Here is a 17,460-nt window from a genome sequence, read left to right on the forward strand (position 1 = left end):
TGCCGCCGAGCGCTAGTGAATAGCAAGCACTCAACGCGCCGGAGCGCTACGGCGTGGTCAGCGCATGGTTGACGGCGGTGCCGAAGGTCATGTCGTCGGAGGTGCTGACCTTGGTGTAGGTGCCGCCGGTCTTCTGCGCCAGATTCTGCAGGGTCTGCGCGCCCTGGCCGCCGATCACGATCACGTCCACCCGCACCGGATGCGCGGCGTCGGTGGCGCCGGTGATATCGGAGATCAGCTGATCCCCGGTCACCGAGGAATTGTCGTTGGGGCCGCCGGTGATGAGCAGAATCGAGTTCGTCTTCCCCGAGGAGTAGTTCTTCACCGCACTGCGATAGGCGGCCTCCAGCGAGGGATAGGTGCGGTCGGTACTGGAACCGGCGAGCGTGACATTGCCCAGGGCCGTGGACAATTCGCTGCGATGCTGCGGGGTGAGTGCCTGGGTGGGCGCGACCATGCGGTAGGGGTTGCCGTCGGTCAATTGGTTGGCGTAGATCCAGGCGCCGGCGCCGAAATCCGGCGGCATGGTGTCGAGGGTCGACTGCACCGCGGCGAGAGCGTTGTTCAATCGCGACATGGAACCGTCGTTGGCGGCCATCGACGCCGAGGTGTCGATGAGGATCGTGGCTTGCACGCCCAGCACCGGGTGGGCGAGGACCGATTGCACGCGATCGAGAACCGATTTCGCCGGCACCGCGACCGGTGCGGCGGCCGCGGCGCCGAAACCGTTGTCGGTGAACAGCTTCTGTTGGTCGGGCGCGCGCAGGAAGTCGGCGAACACGCCGGCGACGAGGTTCTGGGTCTTGTCCACCCAGCTTCCGGTGAGCATCGCCGCGGGGTGATCGGCGACCGGCGCGGCGCCGGTCGGATGGAACAGCGCGACGTTCGGGCGCGTCTTGGCTTGCTGCTCGGTAACTGCTACGGCGTGGATGGGGGAGTTGGGGCCTTGTGCGGGATCGGCGACCGCGGCCAGCGCGGAGGCGGTGTCGCCGGATTCCGGTGCGTCGGCGGCCAATCCGGAGATGGCCGCGACGACCTGCCCGGACGCGGCGGCCTCATCGGTCAGCGGATCGGAGCCCGAGACGGCCGATCCGACCGCCACCGCGGCGGCCAGCGAATCGTCACCCGGAGGCATCGCCATCCGCAGCGGCCCCCAGCTGCCGAGGCCGATATCGCCGAGCGCCCCGCGCTGCAGACGCGCCAGATCCGACCAGCTGAGGTCGGCCTTCTCCATCGCCTGGGCCAGCGGACCGGGAGCGGCCACCGCGATCGGGCTGACGGCGATCGACGCCGGCGTGCCCTGGACCAGTCCCGGCACCCGCATCTGCTCGACCGCGCGCGACGAACTCGGAATCCAGAGACCGGGTTGCGGGCCCAGCTTGGCGTCCCAGTTCGGGGCGGTGAGCCCGGACACCATCGCGGCGCTGGTGCGTTCGGTGACCGACACCTTCGCGCAGTGGTCGCGCACCTGGGGGTGCGTGGCGTTGTAGCGGTCGGCGGCGGCGCGCACCGGAGCGGCGATATCGGGATCGACGGTGACGGCGAGGGTGACCGGACCCTCGATGCACTGACCGGCGGCGCTGCGGTTCTCCGATGCCGAGCGATTGCTGAGCCAGAACCAACCGGCGACCGCCGCGATCAGCAGCAGGACCGCTACCACGGTGATAACCAAACCTTTGCTGACGCCCCGTGATCCGTCCGCGCTGCGATGTGTGCCCACGATTTTCCAGTGTATGGTCACGCGAAAACCGGCGCTCGACCAGGATCGGTCGGGCGCCGGCTCGCGATGGAGGGAGTGGCGTGGACCACTCGCGCGGTGTCGGTGTCAGTCGCGGATCAGCTTGCCGCGGTCGAATTCGTGACCGCCCCACACACCGGACTGGCCGGTGGTGGCCGCGAATTCCGCGCACTGCCGGCGGATGGGGCAGCCGGCGCAGATTCCGCGCGCGTAGTCGAAGTCCTGCGACGGGTACGGGAACCACGCATCGTGGTTCGGGTCACCCTTGCAGGCCGCCTGCTCCCAGCTCTGCGTATCCGAGACCGGGAGCAGATCCACCAGTGTGAGTGCCGGAGTCGTAGTTGTCATATCGGATCCCTCCTTTCTCGGGATATGGGGGTGTTCACTGTGCGGCTGTTCGCTGTGCGCCGGTTGCTGTTCACTGTGGGCCTGCGGCGACGAGGTCCTTCCAGATCCGTCGCTGCCGCCGCTGCATGTCGGTGGGCGCCTTGGGTTCCCAGAGCAACCGCATCCCGGCCTCGTCCGGGGTGCGATCGGCCTTACGTGTGTTGCACGGTCCGCACGCCGCGATCAGGTTGTTCCAGGTGTTGGGTCCGCCCCGGCTGCGCGGGCGGATGTGGTCGACGGTGCGCGCCCAGCCGGCGCAGTATCCGCACCGGTGGTCGTCGCGCCGCAGCACGCCCGCGAGGGTGGCTCGGCTCTCGTCGTGTACGAGCACGCTGTGCTCGAGGTAGACGTAGCGCAGCAGCCGAATCGTCTGCGGCAGAGCGATTTCCAGATGCTTGGAACGAATCGGGAAATGAGGTTGCCGCTCGGCCACGGTCTCGGCGGTCCCGCTGATCACCAGCACCACCGCGCGGTCGGCGCCGATGTCGGTCAGCGCCTCGTAGGAGGCGTTGAGGACCAGCACCTGCGCGTGTATCCAGTTGTCGGGAGTGAGGGGTCTTTCGGCGTGACGAGACAGCATGGGAGTCACCATGTTTCGTGAAAGGCGGAACGAGAAGGAAGGCGGGAGCCGGTCAGGCGTGCTGGAAGAGGGGGCCGGATTCCCGGTCGGCATGCCGCAGCATGGGCTGCGACTGCTCGATGCCGGTCGAAAGTCGCTGCCCGGCAACACTGTTCATCTCGTCGCGCATACTCTTCGGATACATCGGCCACCTCCTCCTTCCCGTTACTCGTCGAGTGGTCCCACTGTGCCGGCGGGACCGGTTGATCATCGTTGTCATGGTGACACAGCGTTACCGCCGTTGTCGGCTCATTTTTTCGCCGCCGCAGGCGATCCGGCTGCGCGTCAACCCCCTGGTGCGGTGATTACAGCACCGGCGGTATGCGAAGTATTCCCGATCTCGCGACCTGCGAGTGTGCGCTCAGCCACGCCGGCGTCCCGAATCAGCCGGCGCGATGCAGCCCGAACCCGATCGCGCGGTGGCCCAGATCGTCGCGCAGTCGCAGGCTGCGGTCGTAGTCGCCACCGGCCTGGGTGCGGTAGGGAATCGGTTCGATCGTCTCGATCCGGCTCAGCCGTTCGCGCAGGTCGGCGGCGATATCCGCGAACCGTTCGGAGTCGACCCGGATGGTGCCGTGGACCAGGAACGGCGGCAGCACATCCATACCGGGGTAGTAGAGGATGCCGTGGTGGATGGGAAAGAGCAGGTCGTCGATGTGACCGTTGATGCCGCGCTCGGAATAGGCCGGCTCACGTCCGCCGATGGATACCACCAGCATGGCTCGACGCCCGCTCAGCGCGCCCGCGCCGTATCGGGGCAGCGCGGTGCTGCCCGAACCGTAGGCGAAGCCGTTGGTGAACACCCGGTCCACCCAGCCCTTGAGGATGGCCGGCATCGAGTACCACCACAGCGGAAAGTGCATCAGCACCACCTCCGCCCAGCGGAGTTTGTCCTGTTCGGCCGTGATATCGGCGGTCAGCGTGCCGTTGCTGTACGCCTCGCCGGAGGCCTGCATGAAGGTGTCCGCACCGGTCTCGCCGAAATCGGCGGCATCGGCCTGCGCCTTCCACCCCATCGCATACAGATCACTGACCACCACCTCGTGACCGCTAGCGCGGAGGTGGTGTACCGCAACATCTTTGAGAGCGCCGGTGAGCGAATCGGGTTCGGGATGCGCGTACACGATCAGAATTCGCATATGTGCCGACAACGGTTCGATGCCGCCACGCATTCCCGAGCCGGAGCGCTCGGCGGCGCCGAGGATCGACCTCGACACGTCGATCCCGGAGATGGCGCAACCCCGGTCGCCGACGACGACCGGGGTTGCGATGTCGGGCGAGTTCGCCGCGACAGAGTCGCGACGAGTCTCGGATCAGCCCTTCGCGGCGAGCGCCTTCGCCTCACGGCGGCGGCGGTGCAGGATGGGCTCGGTGTAGCCGTTGGGCTGGCAGGCGCCCTCGAGGATCAGTTCCTTGGCGGCCTGGAAGGCGATGCTGCCGGAGAAGTCGGGGGCCATCGGCTTGTAGGCCGGGTCGCCCGCGTTCTGCCGGTCGACGACGGGCGCCATCCGCTCCAGGCTCTCGACGATCTGCTCTTCGGTGACGATGCCGTGGCGCAGCCAGTTCGCCATCAGCTGGCTCGAAATACGCAGGGTCGCACGGTCTTCCATGAGTGCGACGTCGTTGATGTCGGGCACCTTGGAGCAGCCGACGCCGTGATCGATCCAGCGGACCACGTAGCCCAGGATGGACTGCGAGTTGTTGTCCAGCTCGTTGCGGATCTCCTCGGCCGACCAGTTGGTGTCGGTGGCGAGGGGGATCTCCAGGATCTGGTCGACGGTGGCGCGGGGGCCGCCCTTGGCGATCTCGGCCTGCCGCTTGAACACGTCCACCAGGTGGTAGTGGGTGGCGTGCAGGGTGGCGGCGGTCGGGGAGGGGACCCACGCGGTGGTGGCGCCGGCGCGCGGGTGGCCGATCTTCTGCTCGAGCATGTCGTGCATCAGATCCGGCATGGCCCACATGCCCTTGCCGATCTGCGCCTTGTGCTGCAGTCCGTCGGCCAGGCCGTTGTCGACGTTCCAGTCCTCGTAGGCGAGGATCCACTGCTGCTTCTTCATCTCGGCCTTGCGGATCATCGCGCCGGCCTCCATGGAGGTGTGGATCTCGTCGCCGGTGCGGTCCAGGAAGCCGGTGTTGATGAAGACCACGCGGTCCTTCGCGGCCGCGATGCAGGCCGCGAGGTTGACCGTGGTGCGGCGCTCCTCGTCCATGATGCCGACCTTGAGGGTGTTGCGGGCCAGGCCCAGTACATCCTCGACACGGCCGAACAGCTCGTTCGCGAAGGCGACCTCGTCCGGGCCGTGCATCTTCGGCTTCACGATGTAGACCGAGCCGGTCCGCGAGTTGCTGACCTTGGCGTTGCCGTTGAGCGAGTGCACCGCGATCAGCGAGGTGATCAGGCCGTCGAGAATGCCCTCGGGCACCTCGTTGCCCTCGGCGTCGAGGATCGCGTCGGAGGTCATCAGGTGGCCCACGTTGCGCACGAACAGCAGCGAGCGGCCGTGCAGCGTCACGTCGTTGCCGTCGAGGCCGGTGTAGACACGGTCGGGGTTCATGGTGCGGGTGAAGGTCTTGCCGCCCTTGCTGACCTCTTCGGCCAGGTCACCCTTCATCAGGCCCAGCCAGTTGTGGTAGCAGAGCACCTTGTCCTCGGCGTCGACCGCGGCGACCGAGTCCTCGAAGTCCATGATGGTGGTGACCGCGGACTCGAGCACGACGTCCTTGACGCCGGCGTCGTCGGTCTTGCCGATCGGCGATTCCGGGTCGATCTGGATGTCGATGTGCAAACCGTTGTGGCGCAGCAGGATCGAGCTCGGCGCGGACGGATCGCCCAGGTAGCCCACCAGGGCCGAGGAATCGGCCAGGCCGATGTCGGTGCCGTCCTCGAGGGTGACCTCGAGTTCGCCGTCGACGATCTTGTAGGCCTTGGAGCCGACGTGCGAACCGGTGATCAGCGGCACGGCGTCGTCGAGGAAGTTGCGCGCCCACTCGATGACCTTGTCGCCGCGGACCTTGTTGTAGCCGGTGCCCTTCTCCGCGCCGTTGGCTTCGGAGATGGCGTCGGTGCCGTACAGCGCGTCGTAGAGCGAGCCCCAGCGCGCGTTGGCGGCGTTGATGGCGAAACGCGCGTTGCTCACCGGCACGACCAGCTGCGGGCCGGCGGTGGTGGCGATCTCGTCGTCGACGTTCTGGGTGTCGATGGCGAAGGGGGCGGGCTGCTCGCGCAGGTAGCCGATCTCGGTGAGGAACTGCTTGTATGCGGCCTTGTCGTAGCCGGCGCCGGGGTTCTCGGCGTGCCAGGCGTCCAACTTGCCCTGGATCTCGTCGCGTTCGGCCAGCAGGGCGCGGTTGCGGGGAGCGAGGTCGTTGATGACGCTCTCCGCACCGGTCCAGAACGCGGCGGAATCTACGCCGGAGCCGGGGAGCGCCTCGTTCTCCACGAAATCGTGAAGAACCTTGGCCACCTGGAGCCCGCCGACCTGAATCCGCTCTGTCATCTACTGCCTCATTTCGAGAAAGCCGGATGGAAAAAGTACGCCTGTCATGTTACCCGTGGGTAGTTGCACGGTCGCGGTCGGCATCGATTGAGCAGGCCCGATTGTATCCTGGGCCACAACTGCGGTCGGGTGCCCCGGGTCGGCATCCGGCCCGGAAATTCGGCAGGCCCGCGAGGCGTCGACAAGCGGCGATCCGGGATGTCGGTAGCTGTGCGGCGGGTTCGTCACGCTGCGGGGCACTGCGAAGGCGCCCGACAAGCAACCGATGGCCACGGGCCGGGTTGGCGAGCGGGGTCCATCACGTCGTCCGGGCGAGCTGCGTGGGTGCGGCGTCGAGCGCCTGCTCAGGAAGGTGGCGGGTGCGCCGGGGTAGAGTCGCCAGCAACAGTCCACCCACAGTCCAGCAGCTCAGCACCGCCAGCGCCGCTGCCGAGCCCGAGCCGCCGAAATAGGCGGTCGAGCGCAGGGCGGTGGCGGCCGCGCCGGGCGGAAGCAGGGTTCCCAGGGTGCCCCAGCCGGTCGGCAGCAGTTCCGGCGCGGACATGGCGCCGGAGAGTGGAATGCCCAGTGCGACAAAGGTTGCCGCACCCAACCCGAGCCCTGGGAGGCCGAGCGCGGCGCGCAGGCCGAGAAGTGTCAGGGAGGTCGCGCCGATTGCCAGGGCAACCACTCCGGCGTTGGCGAGATAATTCCCGGTCAGCACGTCGAGCCAGGTGTGCAGTACAGCGGTGACCGCGAATCCGGCGATGAGTGCGACGGCCACGGCCGCGCCGATCCGGGCGGTGCGGCCCAGGGGCAGTAGCGACAGTGCGGCGCCGGTCAGCAGACCGCCGATGACCATGGGGACCAAGGTGAGGCCGAAGACCGCGCCGTGCGGGTCGGCGGGAGGCGTCGCGACCACATCGGTGACCACCGGAGCCGGCGACAGTTGCTGCGACGTAGTCGAGGGTTGGCCCGCGGCAGGACTGGGCTGTTGCGACTGCCCGGAATTCAGCTGTGGCGCAGGGGTTTGCATCCGTTGGCTCATGCTCCGGGCGGCCTCGCTCAGGGCCTGGGCGACCGCAGGACCGGCTGCGGAGGCCGTCAGCACCTCCGGCCCGTTCGCGCCCATCACGATGGCGCCGTAGATGTCGCGATCCTCGATGGCCTGAACGGCCGCGGGGCGGTCGGGATACGTCGTGGCGTCGATCGCCGAATCGCCGAGGGCGCCGAGGCCCTGGCGTACCTGTTCGACGGCGGGCGCCGGGCCGGCCACGCCGACCGGGAGATGGCGTGGGGCCAGGTTGCTGGTCGGCCAGGCGAAGGCGGTGACCAGCACGGTGATGAGGGCGGACAGGGCCAGAACCGGTCCGAGAACGGTGGCGGGCGACGGTCGCATCGCAACTCCAAAGAGAAGGAACGTTCTTTTTGTGTTTCGAGCATGCGCCGGGCGCGCCGAGATTGTCAAGAACGAACGTTCTTTTTATGATGCGGTGATGCCGCGACTGACCGAAGAGCGTCGTAACGCCCGGCGCGACCAGCTCATCGCCGCCGCCGTGCGGTGTGTGGCCCGCGAGGGATTCCACAAGACGACGATGTCCGCGGTCATCGCCGAATCGGGGATGTCGGCCGGGGCGGTCTACGGCTACTTCGCATCCAAGAACGACATCATCCGCGCGATCGCCGATTCCGTGCTCGGCCGGATGACCGCGAATCTGGCGCGGCTCACCGAAGGGGAAACGCCGGTGGCGCCGATCGACGCGCTGGAGTCGGTTCTCGGGCAGATAGCGGATCTGGCCCGCGGCGGTGATATTCCGCGCGTCGCGGTGCAGGCGTGGGCGGAGGCAGGGCGGGACGAGGCGGTTGCCGGGATCGTCCGCGAGCGGCTGACGCAAGTCCGGGCCGCCTGGCGGGAGCTGCTCGTGCGCGCCCGCGAGGCCGGATTACTCTCCGCGGCAACCGATATCGATGCGCTGGCCCAGATCATGCTCGGCGCGATGATGGGGTTCCTGCAGCAGTACCTGCTCATGGGCGACGTCCGCCCGGATTCCTACGCTGCCGCCTACCGCAGTCTGGCGGGCGCCCGAGAGTAGGCGAACGACCGGGAGACGGAAGCAACGCTACTGCCGGGGCTCGATCCACAGCGCTTCGGCCAGGACGCGCAGATCGCCTTTCGGCGTGGAAATGGCCACGCCGACAGTGTGTTTGCGTCCGGAGGTGGCGATCGGCCAGGACCACACGAGGTATTTCTCCCCGGCGCGCACCGGCCCGATGCGACGGGTGGTGAGGGCGGCCGTGACGCCCCCGGGCGACATGCCGGACAGTTCGATGGCGGCCCAGCCGCCGGGGCAGTCGACGGCCGACCAGATGTTCTCCGTGGTCAGATGTCCACCGGGCCCGGCCAATTCGGCATCGGGAATCCAGGCGGCCGCGACGAGGTCCTGGTCGCGCAGCCGCCACGGATACAGCCGCAGGCCCCGGCCCGGTGTGTTCGTGGTGCCACAGCCGTAGCAGTCGGGAATGGCACGCCCCGCGGCGAACGAATCCCGTGACGCGACGACCGCGTCCTCCCACGTGGGTGGCGGCGTGACGGCCAATTCCACCGAGCCCGGACTCGCCTCGGCGAGGACCGTGCCGTCGGAATCGGTGAGGACGCTGCCCGATTCGGTATCGGTGATCTGCACCGGCGTCCGCACCGGAACACCGCGCCGGAAGTCGACACGCACCTCACCACCGACACGATCGGCGAGCAGGCCAGCCACATACCCGCCGAACGCCAGATCCGGATAACCGTGGATATGCGTGGGAATGGTGATCGCCGTACCGACAGTCATGCGCGTCCGAACCTCTCGATTGTGTGCCGCCCCAGCGACCATAGCGGCACCCACCGACAAACCTGCGCCGGCCGGGGAAGTCACTCCGGCCCACCGGCCGTCTCGTAGGGTCGCCGACGCGGCGGACACCGCAGTGGTGTGCCCCTGCGCCGCGCGGGAAGAGCCTAGGGCAGTGGTTGTGCCCCACGCTGGTTCAGCATCAGCGCGATCAACCCGGTCTCCTGACTCTGGGCGACGAGCATGGCCCGGGCCTGCTCCTTCACCGGACCGGAGGCGATCTGTTGATCGGCGGCGCGAGCCATCGCGATACCGCCTTGGTGGTGGCGGTACATCAATTGCAGGAACAGGACTTCCGCATCGCGGCCGCGAGCGGCCGAGAGCCGATCCAGTTCGGCCATGGTCGCCATCCCCGGCATACCGGGCGAGGCGGCAGTGGACGTCGGGCTCATCGAATGATGGTGAGCCGCAGTCGTATCCGCGGTCATCCAGGCCATCGGCCGGTCCGTTGCCGGAGCGGCGTTCGCCAGACGCAGCCAGCCGAGCATGGTGCCGATCTCCACCCGCTGTGACTGGTCGATCTGCTGCGCCAGCCGCGATACCTGGGGATCCACCCCGGGATCCAGGCGCTGCACCATCTGGATCGCCTGCTGGTGATGAGCCGTCATATCCTGGGCGAACCCGATTTCGGTGGCATCGAGAACCGGTGCGGCGGTGTGCTTCTCGGGCAGGACGACCGGACGCAGCGCGGCGCCGATCACCAGCAGGATCAACGCCACCGCCGCGTAGGATCCCCAGCGTAGCCACCGCGACATCTAGGACCCCACGATCGACTGCTGGTCGGCGGGTGGTGAATACACGTCGTTGTCCAGTTGCAGCACCATGAATCCGTTGTCGTTGCAGGAGGTCCACAGCTGGCTGCCGTGCCATTCCGGGGGCGCGAAACACCAGTCGGAGGACACGTCACCGAAGGCCAGCATCCCGGTGCGTGGCGACAAGGCCTGGGCCGGATCGAATTTGCCGTCCAGAATGGCGCGCGCCACCGAAAACCCTTCCAGCGCGGGCGGTCCGATCAGGGAACCCAGCGCGTGCGGCGAATTCCACAGTTGCAGATTCTGTCCGGTGCGGGCGGGGGGATTGAAGTAGGCGATCTCGTGCACCCGGAACGGATCGCGCACATCGAATACCCGGATGCCGGACGATTCCCATCCGCAGGCCAGCGCCGTCGGATTCTCGGGACGGTCGGCCGCGCAGTAGTGCGGATCGTAGGAGAACACCGACCCGCCCATCGACGAGGCGAGCATGCTGTCCTGATTCTCCGGCAGATCGATCCGCAACTTGATCTTCTCGACGACCTTGGGGTTGTTCTCGTCGGAGAGGTCGACCAGTTTCACCCCGCCGGCTCCCGCCTCGTCGACGGTGAACAGATACGGCGTGCCGTCGTAGCTGACCGGCACACTGTGCTGGGTCGCCCAGCCGTCGGTCCAGAACACCCGGCCGATGTGGTTGACCTGCGGATTCGGATCGCGACGCTGCACCGCGCTGATATTGAGCACGGTGAATCCGCCCAGTGCAGACAGATACATGCGGTTGCCGCCGGGGCTGATGCCGAAGCCGTGCGCCTCGATGCCGGTGAGCCCCTGCCAGATCACGTGGGGGTTCGCCGGATCGGTGAGGTCGACCGCGCTGACGAATCCGGGCGCGATGCCCGAGGCCCAGTAGGTGCGGCCGTCGGGGGAGAAGCCGCCCTCGTGGGTGGTGATGGGCAGGGGCATGGCCAGGTTGGTGCCGGGTCCCGGGTTGAGCAGTCGTGGATGCGCGCAGTCGGAGATGTCGTAGACCGACAGGTAGCCCGTGCCCTCGAGGAACGGAACTCCGGTGCCCACCAGCAGTTTCCGTGCGGTGTTGACCTTCAGGCTCTCCCAGGTGCCGGCCATCATCGCCGGTTCGGTGAGGGTGGTGCTCAACACCGGATGCGCCGGGTCGGAGGCGTCGATCACCTGCACGCCCTGTGCGGGACCGAGCAGATCGCCGGGGAAGAACGAGCCTGTGTAGGAGCAGTGATCGTAGGTGGTCGAGGTGATGCCGGCGCCGTGCCCGGCATATCCGCCGACGAACGACATATTGCAGGTGTAGCCCTGCGTGCTGCGACCGGAGGCGCGGTCCGCGGCCGGAACGTCGCCCTGCATACCGGTTTCCGGTCGCGAACCCGGACCGCAGTCGGCCGGGGGCACCGCGACCTTGCCGATATCGAGGAATTCCTGTACCTGGGTGGCGATATCGGATTGCAGATCCGCTGATGCGCCGCCGACCGGCAGGATCGCGGCGGCGAGTACGGCGGCGGCCGCGGCGATGAGTGGTTTGGGCGTGCGTCTGCCAGAGCTCCGCGCCATTGCGGGACCCCCACTTTCCACAGTGAAACGGGCTGGGCGTCACCGCCGCCGAGATAGTCGGTACCACCGGTTGCGGACAACGCATCGAAACGGTAGCTCAGCCACCTTCTCATCGGGTCGGTTTTCGGAGAAAGCGGTCCGGGTGCTCCGAGCTGTTGCGCCGCAGCAACACGTGAGACAAACTCTGCGCATGGGAATGAAACACGTTGCAGTCATATCGGGTGCGGTGGCTGCCGCGTTGAACGCCGGAGTGGGAATGGCTGCGGCAGCACCGAATCCGGCCGATACGCCCCGGCAGGCCGTCGCCCGCGCATATATCGACGCGCTGGTTTCACACGATGCGAGTGCCGTGCCGTTAGCGCCGGACGCCACCCGGGTCGAAGCCGGGCTGAAAACGGGCTATTCGGGGCCGCAGCTTACTCAGGAGCTGAATCACGGCGTCCAATATTCGGTAATTCAGGATATTCGCGATCTGCGGATGACCGAATGCGGTGATGTGGTGACCGCACGCTATCTGCTCGACTCCGGTGTCGCCGGAGTGCGGTTGATGACCGTCGACATCACCGAGACCTTCGTCATTCCCGACGGCACCATCCATACCATCAACGCCACCATCGACCCGGTGGTGTGACCGCGCGCGGCGCGGGATCGGAAAGCACCGGAACCCAACCGGAGAGCGAGGAAAAGGTATGTCCGACAACGACGAACCGCGGGCGGTAGTGCTGCGGCTGTGGGCGGCACTGGCCCGGCGCGACTGGGACGCGGTGGCCGCATCGCTCACCGAGGACTGTATCTACCTCGACGTGCCGACCGGTCCCACGCTGGCGGCGAAGGGACCCGCCGACACCGTCAAGCGCCTGCGCATCGGGCTGGCGGGGCTGGCCGAATACACCAATCACGACGGTCTGCTGGTCGCCGAGGGGCCGGACGTGATCTACGAGCACTCCGAAACCTGGGTGTGGCCGACCGGCGAGCGCGCCGAACTGCCCTTCGTCTCGGTGCACCGCGTGCGCGACGGGCGCGTCTCGCTGTGGAAGGACTACTGGAACTTCGAGACGCTCACCTCGGCGGCGCCGTCCACCTGGCTGGCGGATTTCGCGGCGGCGGATATGTCGTGGATCTACGACGCCACGGCGGAATTGAGTATCCGGCGCGCGAGCTGAGCCGCTCACCGCACGGTCAGAACGACGCGAGCAGTGCCCGGCAGCGGCCGAGCAGTTCGGTGCGCAGCGGCTGCGCCCGCCGGGCCAGCTCGGATTGAGCGCGGACGTATTCCGCACGGCCGCCGGGGGTTTCGATGGCGATCGGCTGGTAGCCGTAGTCGGTGAGGTCGTAGGGACTGGCCCGCATATCGATTTCGCGGGCCGCGCAGGCGAGGGCGAAACAGTCCAGCAGCAGATCGGAATCGATCAGCGGCACCAGTTTGAACGCCCATTTGTACAGATCCATGCCCGCGTGCAGGCAGCCGGGCTGTTCCCGGCGGGCCTGGTCCTCGCGCGTGAGTTGTTCGGTATTGCGCGGCGCGGCCTCGGGGGTGAAGAAGCGGAAGGCGTCGAAGTGCGTGCAGCGCAACGACATCGAATCGACCACGGCGTCGGTTCCGGCACGTCCGAGCCGCAGCGGGACCTGCCGGTGGCGCACGTCGTCGCTGCGGTAGACCATCGCCCACTCGTGTAATCCGAAGCAGGACAGGTGCGCCGGCCGGTCCGCGGTCGCCGACAGCAGGGCCGCGACGAATTCCACGGTGTCGCGGCGGCGGTCGAGAAAGGCCGGGCCGGCGGTATGGACCGGTCCGCCGGGCGTCTCGACCCGGTGATAGCCGCGGCGCTGCGCGTACTCCTCGGCGTCGGCCAGCGCCACGCCGAAACCCGGATGCCAGCGGCGCAGCTGGGCCGGTTTGTGGCCGTAGTAGGTGAACAGGAAGTCGATCACCGGATGTGTGCCGCCGTGGGCGCGTTGGCGCAGGTACGGGCCGACCATCTCGTCGACCCGTTCCCGATGCGCCTGTGCCCGGGCCCGCCACCGGTCCGGCGGCAGGACCCGAAGCCCCTGCACCGCCGGTGTCGCGTCCACGGTCATTCCGCCACCCGGTGGGTGGCATCGCGCACGGTGCCCACGAACTCTTCCACCAGATCCTCGAGCGCGACGATGCCGACGGTGTTGCCGCGGGTGTCGATGACCCGGCCCAGATGGCTGCTGGTGCGGCGCAACCGGGCCAGTGCCTCGTAGAGCGTGGTGCCCATGCTCAGCGTCGGCAGCGGCCGGATATCGGTGCGCGGGATCGGTGTCGACGGTCCGGCCGAATCGTCGGCCACCTTGTCCAGTACGTCCTTGACGTGCAGATAGCCCACCAGCGAGCCGTCGGTGGCGCGCACCGGATAGCGGGAGAAGCCGGTTTCGGCGACCGCGGATTCGATATCGCCGAGAGTGGTGCCGTCACCGCGCAGCGGCACACACCGCGTCTTGGCCAGCGGGACCATCACATCGGCGACGATGCGGTCGGTGGTGCCCAGCGCCTGGGTGAGGCGGCGGTGCTCCTCCTCGTCGATGAGACCTTCCGAGCGGGATTCGCCGATCATCTCCGCCAGCTCCACCGACGACACCGTCGCGTCGAGTTCGTCCTTGGGCTCGATGCGCAGTGCACGCAGAGTGAGATTGGCGGCCAGGTTGTACAGGCCGATCAGCGGGCGGGCCAGGCGCAGCCACCACAGCATGATCGGAACCAGCAGCAACGCCACCCGCTCCGGCCCGGCCAAGGCGATGTTCTTCGGGATCATCTCGCCCATCAGCATGTGCAGGATCACCACGATCCCCAGGGCCAGCGCGAATCCCACCGGATGCAGCAGCTGATCCGGTACGCCGACCAGATCGAACGGACGCTCGAGCAGATGTGCGATCGCCGGTTCGCCGATGCGGCCCAGCAGCAGCGAGCAGATGGTGATGCCCAGCTGGGCGGCGGCCAGCATCATCGACAGATGCTCGGCCGCGCCGATCACCGTGCAGGCTCCCCGTTTGCCTTGGGCGGCAAGGGTTTCCAGCCGGTCGCGGCGGGCCGAGATGAGCGCGAACTCGGCCCCGACGAAGAAGGCGTTGGTGCCGAGCAGGACGACGGTCAGCAACAGTCCGAACAGATCACCCATGGCTGAGCTCCCACGTCGTCACCGCATCGGCGTCCACCGGCTGCATCAGCACCCGGTCGATGCGCCGTCCGTCCATTCGTTCCACCCGGGCCAGCCAGCCGCCGTGGGTATGCGGTTGCATCCCGTGCCCGTTGGTCGAGCTGGGGGTGGGCAGCAACACCTCGTCGCCGGCCACCGGGATCCGGCCCAGGGTGGTCAGAACCAGTCCGCCGAGGGTGTCGTATTCACCCTCGGGCGCGTCGTAGCCGGTGGCCCGGGAAACCTCGTCGATGCGCAACAGGCCGGAGCAATTCCAGCCCAGGGCGGTGCGGCGCACGTCGAGTTCCTCCTCGTCGTGCTCGTCGCGGACGTCGCCGAGGATCTCCTCGATGATGTCCTCCATGGTCACCAGGCCCGCGGTGCCGCCGTATTCGTCGACGACCAGTGCGAGCTGCATCCCGTCGGCGCGCACCCGTTCCAGCACGGTGTCACCGTCGAGGCTGGCGGGCACGATCGGCACCGGCCGCGCGATCGAGGACAGCGCGATCGTGCCGCGCTGCGCGCCCGGATACAGGAACGCCTGTTTGACGTGCACGATGCCGAGGGTGTTGTCCAGATCGCCGTCGATGACCGGAAAACGCGACAGTCCGGTGCGGCCGGCGGCGGCGATGAGATCGGTGATGGTGTCGTTCTGATCCAGTGTTTCGATCTTCACCCGTGGCGTCATGAGGTCTTCGGCGCTGCGCTCGCCGAACAGCAGCGAGCGGTCCACCACGAGGGCGGTGCGCTGATCGAGCGATCCGCGCATGGCGGAGGTGCGCACCAGCGAGCCCAGTTCCTGAGGTGAGCGTGCCGACCGCAATTCCTCGGCCGGTTCGATGCCCAGCCGGCGCACCGCCCAGTTCGCGGCGCCGTTGAGCAGTTTGATCAGCCAGGAGAAGACCGTGGTGAACACGATCATCGGACCTGCCGTCCACCGCGCGGTGGTCAGCGGTTTGGCGATCGCGATGTTCTTGGGGACGAGCTCGCCGTAGGTCATCGACAGCGAGGTCGCGAGCACCAGGGCGATCACCAGCGAGATGCCCTGTGCGGTCCCGGGGCCGGCGCCGAGTGCGGTGCAGATCGGCTCGATCAGCCGGGCCAGCACGGGTTCGGCGATATAACCGGTGACCAGGGTGGTGATGGTGATGCCGAGCTGCGAGCCCGACAGCTGGAACGACAGGGTGCGATGCGCGTGGCGAACCTGGCGGGCGCGACGGTCACCCTCGCGGGCGTGCGCCTCGACGGTGCTGCGCTCGAGTGCGGTGAGCGAGAATTCGGCAGCGACGAAGATCGCCGTGCCCGCGGTGAGCGCGATGAATCCCAGCAGGCTGACGATGGTGAGCACTACGGACACGATCGGCACCGCCCACCGGGTAACGGAGGATCTGCGGAGACGGAGGCGCCGGGTTGGTCACCCGGCTCGGTAGAGGAGCCCTCCTGTGTGGCGCCCTCGGACGCGGGTGACAACTGGTTCCTTTCGCAAGTGGACGAGCCGAACAAAAACGCAATGCCGGTCGGCGGAGCAGTCCCCGCCGGTCGGCACAGCCTATGTTACCGGGATCCCCGCGGCGACCGAGCGGCACGGCGCGCCGCGCCCCCTGCGGCGCGGCGAATCGGCTCGCGGCGGCCGCGGAGACGCCCGGTGTGTGGCGGGCTCCTCCTGGCCCGCCGTCCGCGTGGGTGAGCCTCACCACCCCGAGGGCAGCGGGCGTCCTTCCGCGAAACCGGCGGCCGACTGCACGCCGAGCACCGCCTTCTCGTGCAGTTCGGCGAGCGTGCGGGCGCCGGCGTAGGTGCAGGCGCTGCGCACGCCGGAGCAGATGTGGTCGATGAGGTCCTCGACGCCGGGGCGTTCCGGATCCAGCCGCATCCGCGAGGAGGAGATGCCCTCTTCGAACAGCGCCTTGCGCGCGCGGTCGAATCCGCTGTCGGCGGCGGTGCGGGCGGCCACGGCGCGCTTGGAGGCCATGCCGAAGCTCTCCTTGTAGGCGTTGCCGTCGCGGTCCACGCGCAGATCGCCGGGCGATTCGTAGGTGCCGGCGAACCAGGAGCCGATCATCACGTTCGACGCGCCCGCGGCCAGTGCCAGCGCCACGTCACGGGGATGACGGACGCCGCCGTCGGCCCAGATGTGCACGCCGAGATCCTTTGCCGCCGCGGCACATTCGGCGACCGCGGAGAACTGCGGGCGGCCGACGCCGGTCATCATGCGGGTGGTGCACATGGCGCCCGGGCCCACACCGACCTTGACGATGTCGGCCCCCGCCTCGGCCAGGTCGCGGGTTCCGGCCGCGGACACCACATTGCCCGCCACCAGCGGCACACCCAGTTTCAGATCGGCGACCGCGCGCAACGCCTCGAGCATCTTCTCCTGATGGCCGTGGGCGGTGTCGATGACCAGGACGTCGGCGCCGGCGTCGACCAGAGCCTTCGCCTTCCCCGGAATATCGCCGTTCACCCCGACCGCGGCCGCGATGCGCAGTGTGCCGTGACGATCCACGGCGGGGGTGTAGATACCGTCGCGGACCGCGCCGGTGCGGGTCACCACACCGGCGAGGGTGCCGTCGTCGTGGACCAGCACCGCGAGACCGGCATGGGCCGCCTCGAGCCGGTCGAAGATCTCGCGCGGCGAGGCGGTGGCGGCGGCGCTGACGAAATCGGCGTCGGCGACGGTACGCAGCCGGGCGAAGCGGTCCACATCAGCGCAGGCCGCTTCGGTGACGACACCGACCGGCTTGTCGTTCTCGACGATCACCACGGCGCGGTGGGCGCGCTTGTGGATCAGCGCCAGCGCGTCCGACACCGAATGATCCGGCCCCAGCGTGACGGGGGTGTCGGCGGTGAGCGAACGGCTC

Annotated in this window: 17 protein-coding genes; 3 read left to right on the forward strand and 14 right to left on the reverse strand. The window is 68.1% G+C overall.

What is annotated here, in order from left to right:
- Nucleotides 1–46: 46 nt before the first annotated feature.
- The 7 genes from RJ03_RS11055 to RJ03_RS11080 form a co-directional block, all read right to left on the reverse strand.
- On the reverse strand, nucleotides 47–1,720 hold the full coding sequence (locus RJ03_RS11055) for a VWA domain-containing protein (RefSeq protein WP_198163992.1): 1,674 nt from the start codon (nucleotides 1,718–1,720) through the stop codon (nucleotides 47–49).
- Between the two features lie 105 nt (nucleotides 1,721–1,825).
- A complete protein-coding gene (locus RJ03_RS11060; RefSeq protein WP_036500951.1) occupies nucleotides 1,826–2,086 on the reverse strand; it encodes a WhiB family transcriptional regulator in 261 nt (86 codons plus the stop codon).
- Nucleotides 2,087–2,156: 70 nt separating this feature from the next.
- Nucleotides 2,157–2,705: an HNH endonuclease gene (locus tag RJ03_RS11065; protein WP_036500990.1), complete on the reverse strand. Its 549-nt coding sequence runs from the start codon at nucleotides 2,703–2,705 to the stop codon at nucleotides 2,157–2,159.
- 52 nt (nucleotides 2,706–2,757) lie between these two features.
- A complete protein-coding gene (locus tag RJ03_RS38805) occupies nucleotides 2,758–2,889 on the reverse strand; it encodes a hypothetical protein (protein ID WP_269750230.1) in 132 nt (43 codons plus the stop codon).
- A 238-nt stretch (nucleotides 2,890–3,127) separates the two neighbouring features.
- Nucleotides 3,128–3,883 (reverse strand): NAD(P)H-dependent oxidoreductase, encoded by a 756-nt coding sequence (locus RJ03_RS11070; protein ID WP_036500992.1) that lies wholly within the window; start codon nucleotides 3,881–3,883, stop codon nucleotides 3,128–3,130.
- 174 nt (nucleotides 3,884–4,057) lie between these two features.
- Nucleotides 4,058–6,241 carry a malate synthase G gene (locus tag RJ03_RS11075; RefSeq protein ID WP_036500952.1) on the reverse strand — a complete coding sequence of 728 codons (2,184 nt, stop codon included), beginning with the start codon at nucleotides 6,239–6,241 and terminating at the stop codon, nucleotides 4,058–4,060.
- Between the two features lie 298 nt (nucleotides 6,242–6,539).
- Nucleotides 6,540–7,619: a hypothetical protein gene (locus RJ03_RS11080; RefSeq protein WP_036500953.1), complete on the reverse strand. Its 1,080-nt coding sequence runs from the start codon at nucleotides 7,617–7,619 to the stop codon at nucleotides 6,540–6,542.
- A gap of 97 nt (nucleotides 7,620–7,716) precedes the next feature.
- Here RJ03_RS11080 and RJ03_RS11085 point away from each other — a divergent pair, with 97 nt between their 5' ends.
- Nucleotides 7,717–8,313, forward strand: coding sequence for a TetR/AcrR family transcriptional regulator (locus RJ03_RS11085; protein ID WP_036500954.1), 597 nt, complete (start codon nucleotides 7,717–7,719; stop codon nucleotides 8,311–8,313).
- Between the two features lie 27 nt (nucleotides 8,314–8,340).
- On the opposite strand, the gene RJ03_RS11090 is transcribed toward RJ03_RS11085, so the two are convergent.
- The 3 genes from RJ03_RS11090 to RJ03_RS11100 all read right to left on the reverse strand — a co-directional run bounded on the left by RJ03_RS11090 (nucleotide 8,341) and on the right by RJ03_RS11100 (nucleotide 11,444).
- Entirely contained in the window at nucleotides 8,341–9,054 is a 714-nt protein-coding gene (locus RJ03_RS11090) for a hypothetical protein (protein ID WP_036500956.1), read from the reverse strand.
- Between the two features lie 164 nt (nucleotides 9,055–9,218).
- A complete protein-coding gene (locus tag RJ03_RS11095; RefSeq protein WP_036500958.1) occupies nucleotides 9,219–9,866 on the reverse strand; it encodes a DUF305 domain-containing protein in 648 nt (215 codons plus the stop codon).
- The gene (locus RJ03_RS11100) at nucleotides 9,867–11,444 is read right to left on the reverse strand and encodes an LVIVD repeat-containing protein (RefSeq protein WP_036500960.1); all 1,578 of its coding nucleotides are present in this window, start codon (nucleotides 11,442–11,444) and stop codon (nucleotides 9,867–9,869) included.
- Nucleotides 11,445–11,700: 256 nt separating this feature from the next.
- Between RJ03_RS11100 and RJ03_RS11105 the strand changes: the two genes are divergently transcribed.
- Nucleotides 11,701–12,075, forward strand: a complete 375-nt coding sequence (locus tag RJ03_RS11105; protein WP_245552243.1) for a DUF8021 domain-containing protein — start codon at nucleotides 11,701–11,703, stop codon at nucleotides 12,073–12,075.
- Nucleotides 12,076–12,133: 58 nt separating this feature from the next.
- Nucleotides 12,134–12,607: a nuclear transport factor 2 family protein gene (locus tag RJ03_RS11110; RefSeq protein ID WP_036500964.1), complete on the forward strand. Its 474-nt coding sequence runs from the start codon at nucleotides 12,134–12,136 to the stop codon at nucleotides 12,605–12,607.
- 16 nt (nucleotides 12,608–12,623) lie between these two features.
- On the opposite strand, the gene RJ03_RS11115 is transcribed toward RJ03_RS11110, so the two are convergent.
- The 4 genes from RJ03_RS11115 to RJ03_RS11130 all read right to left on the reverse strand — a co-directional run.
- Entirely contained in the window at nucleotides 12,624–13,523 is a 900-nt protein-coding gene (locus RJ03_RS11115; RefSeq protein ID WP_245552244.1) for a 3-methyladenine DNA glycosylase, read from the reverse strand.
- On the reverse strand, nucleotides 13,520–14,584 hold the full coding sequence (locus RJ03_RS11120) for a hemolysin family protein (RefSeq protein ID WP_036500966.1): 1,065 nt from the start codon (nucleotides 14,582–14,584) through the stop codon (nucleotides 13,520–13,522). The genes RJ03_RS11115 and RJ03_RS11120 overlap by 4 nt, the downstream gene beginning before the upstream one ends.
- Nucleotides 14,577–15,959, reverse strand: a complete 1,383-nt coding sequence (locus RJ03_RS11125; protein WP_036500995.1) for a hemolysin family protein — start codon at nucleotides 15,957–15,959, stop codon at nucleotides 14,577–14,579. Before RJ03_RS11125 ends, RJ03_RS11120 begins: the two co-directional genes overlap by 8 nt.
- Nucleotides 15,960–16,292: 333 nt before the next feature.
- Nucleotides 16,293–17,460, reverse strand: a 1,168-nt coding sequence (locus RJ03_RS11130; protein ID WP_036500968.1) for a GuaB1 family IMP dehydrogenase-related protein, incomplete at its 5' end; no start/stop codon positions are given.

The organism is Nocardia aobensis NBRC 100429 (assembly GCF_000308375.1).
GTDB classification, from domain to species: Bacteria; Actinomycetota; Actinomycetes; order Mycobacteriales; family Mycobacteriaceae; genus Nocardia; species Nocardia aobensis.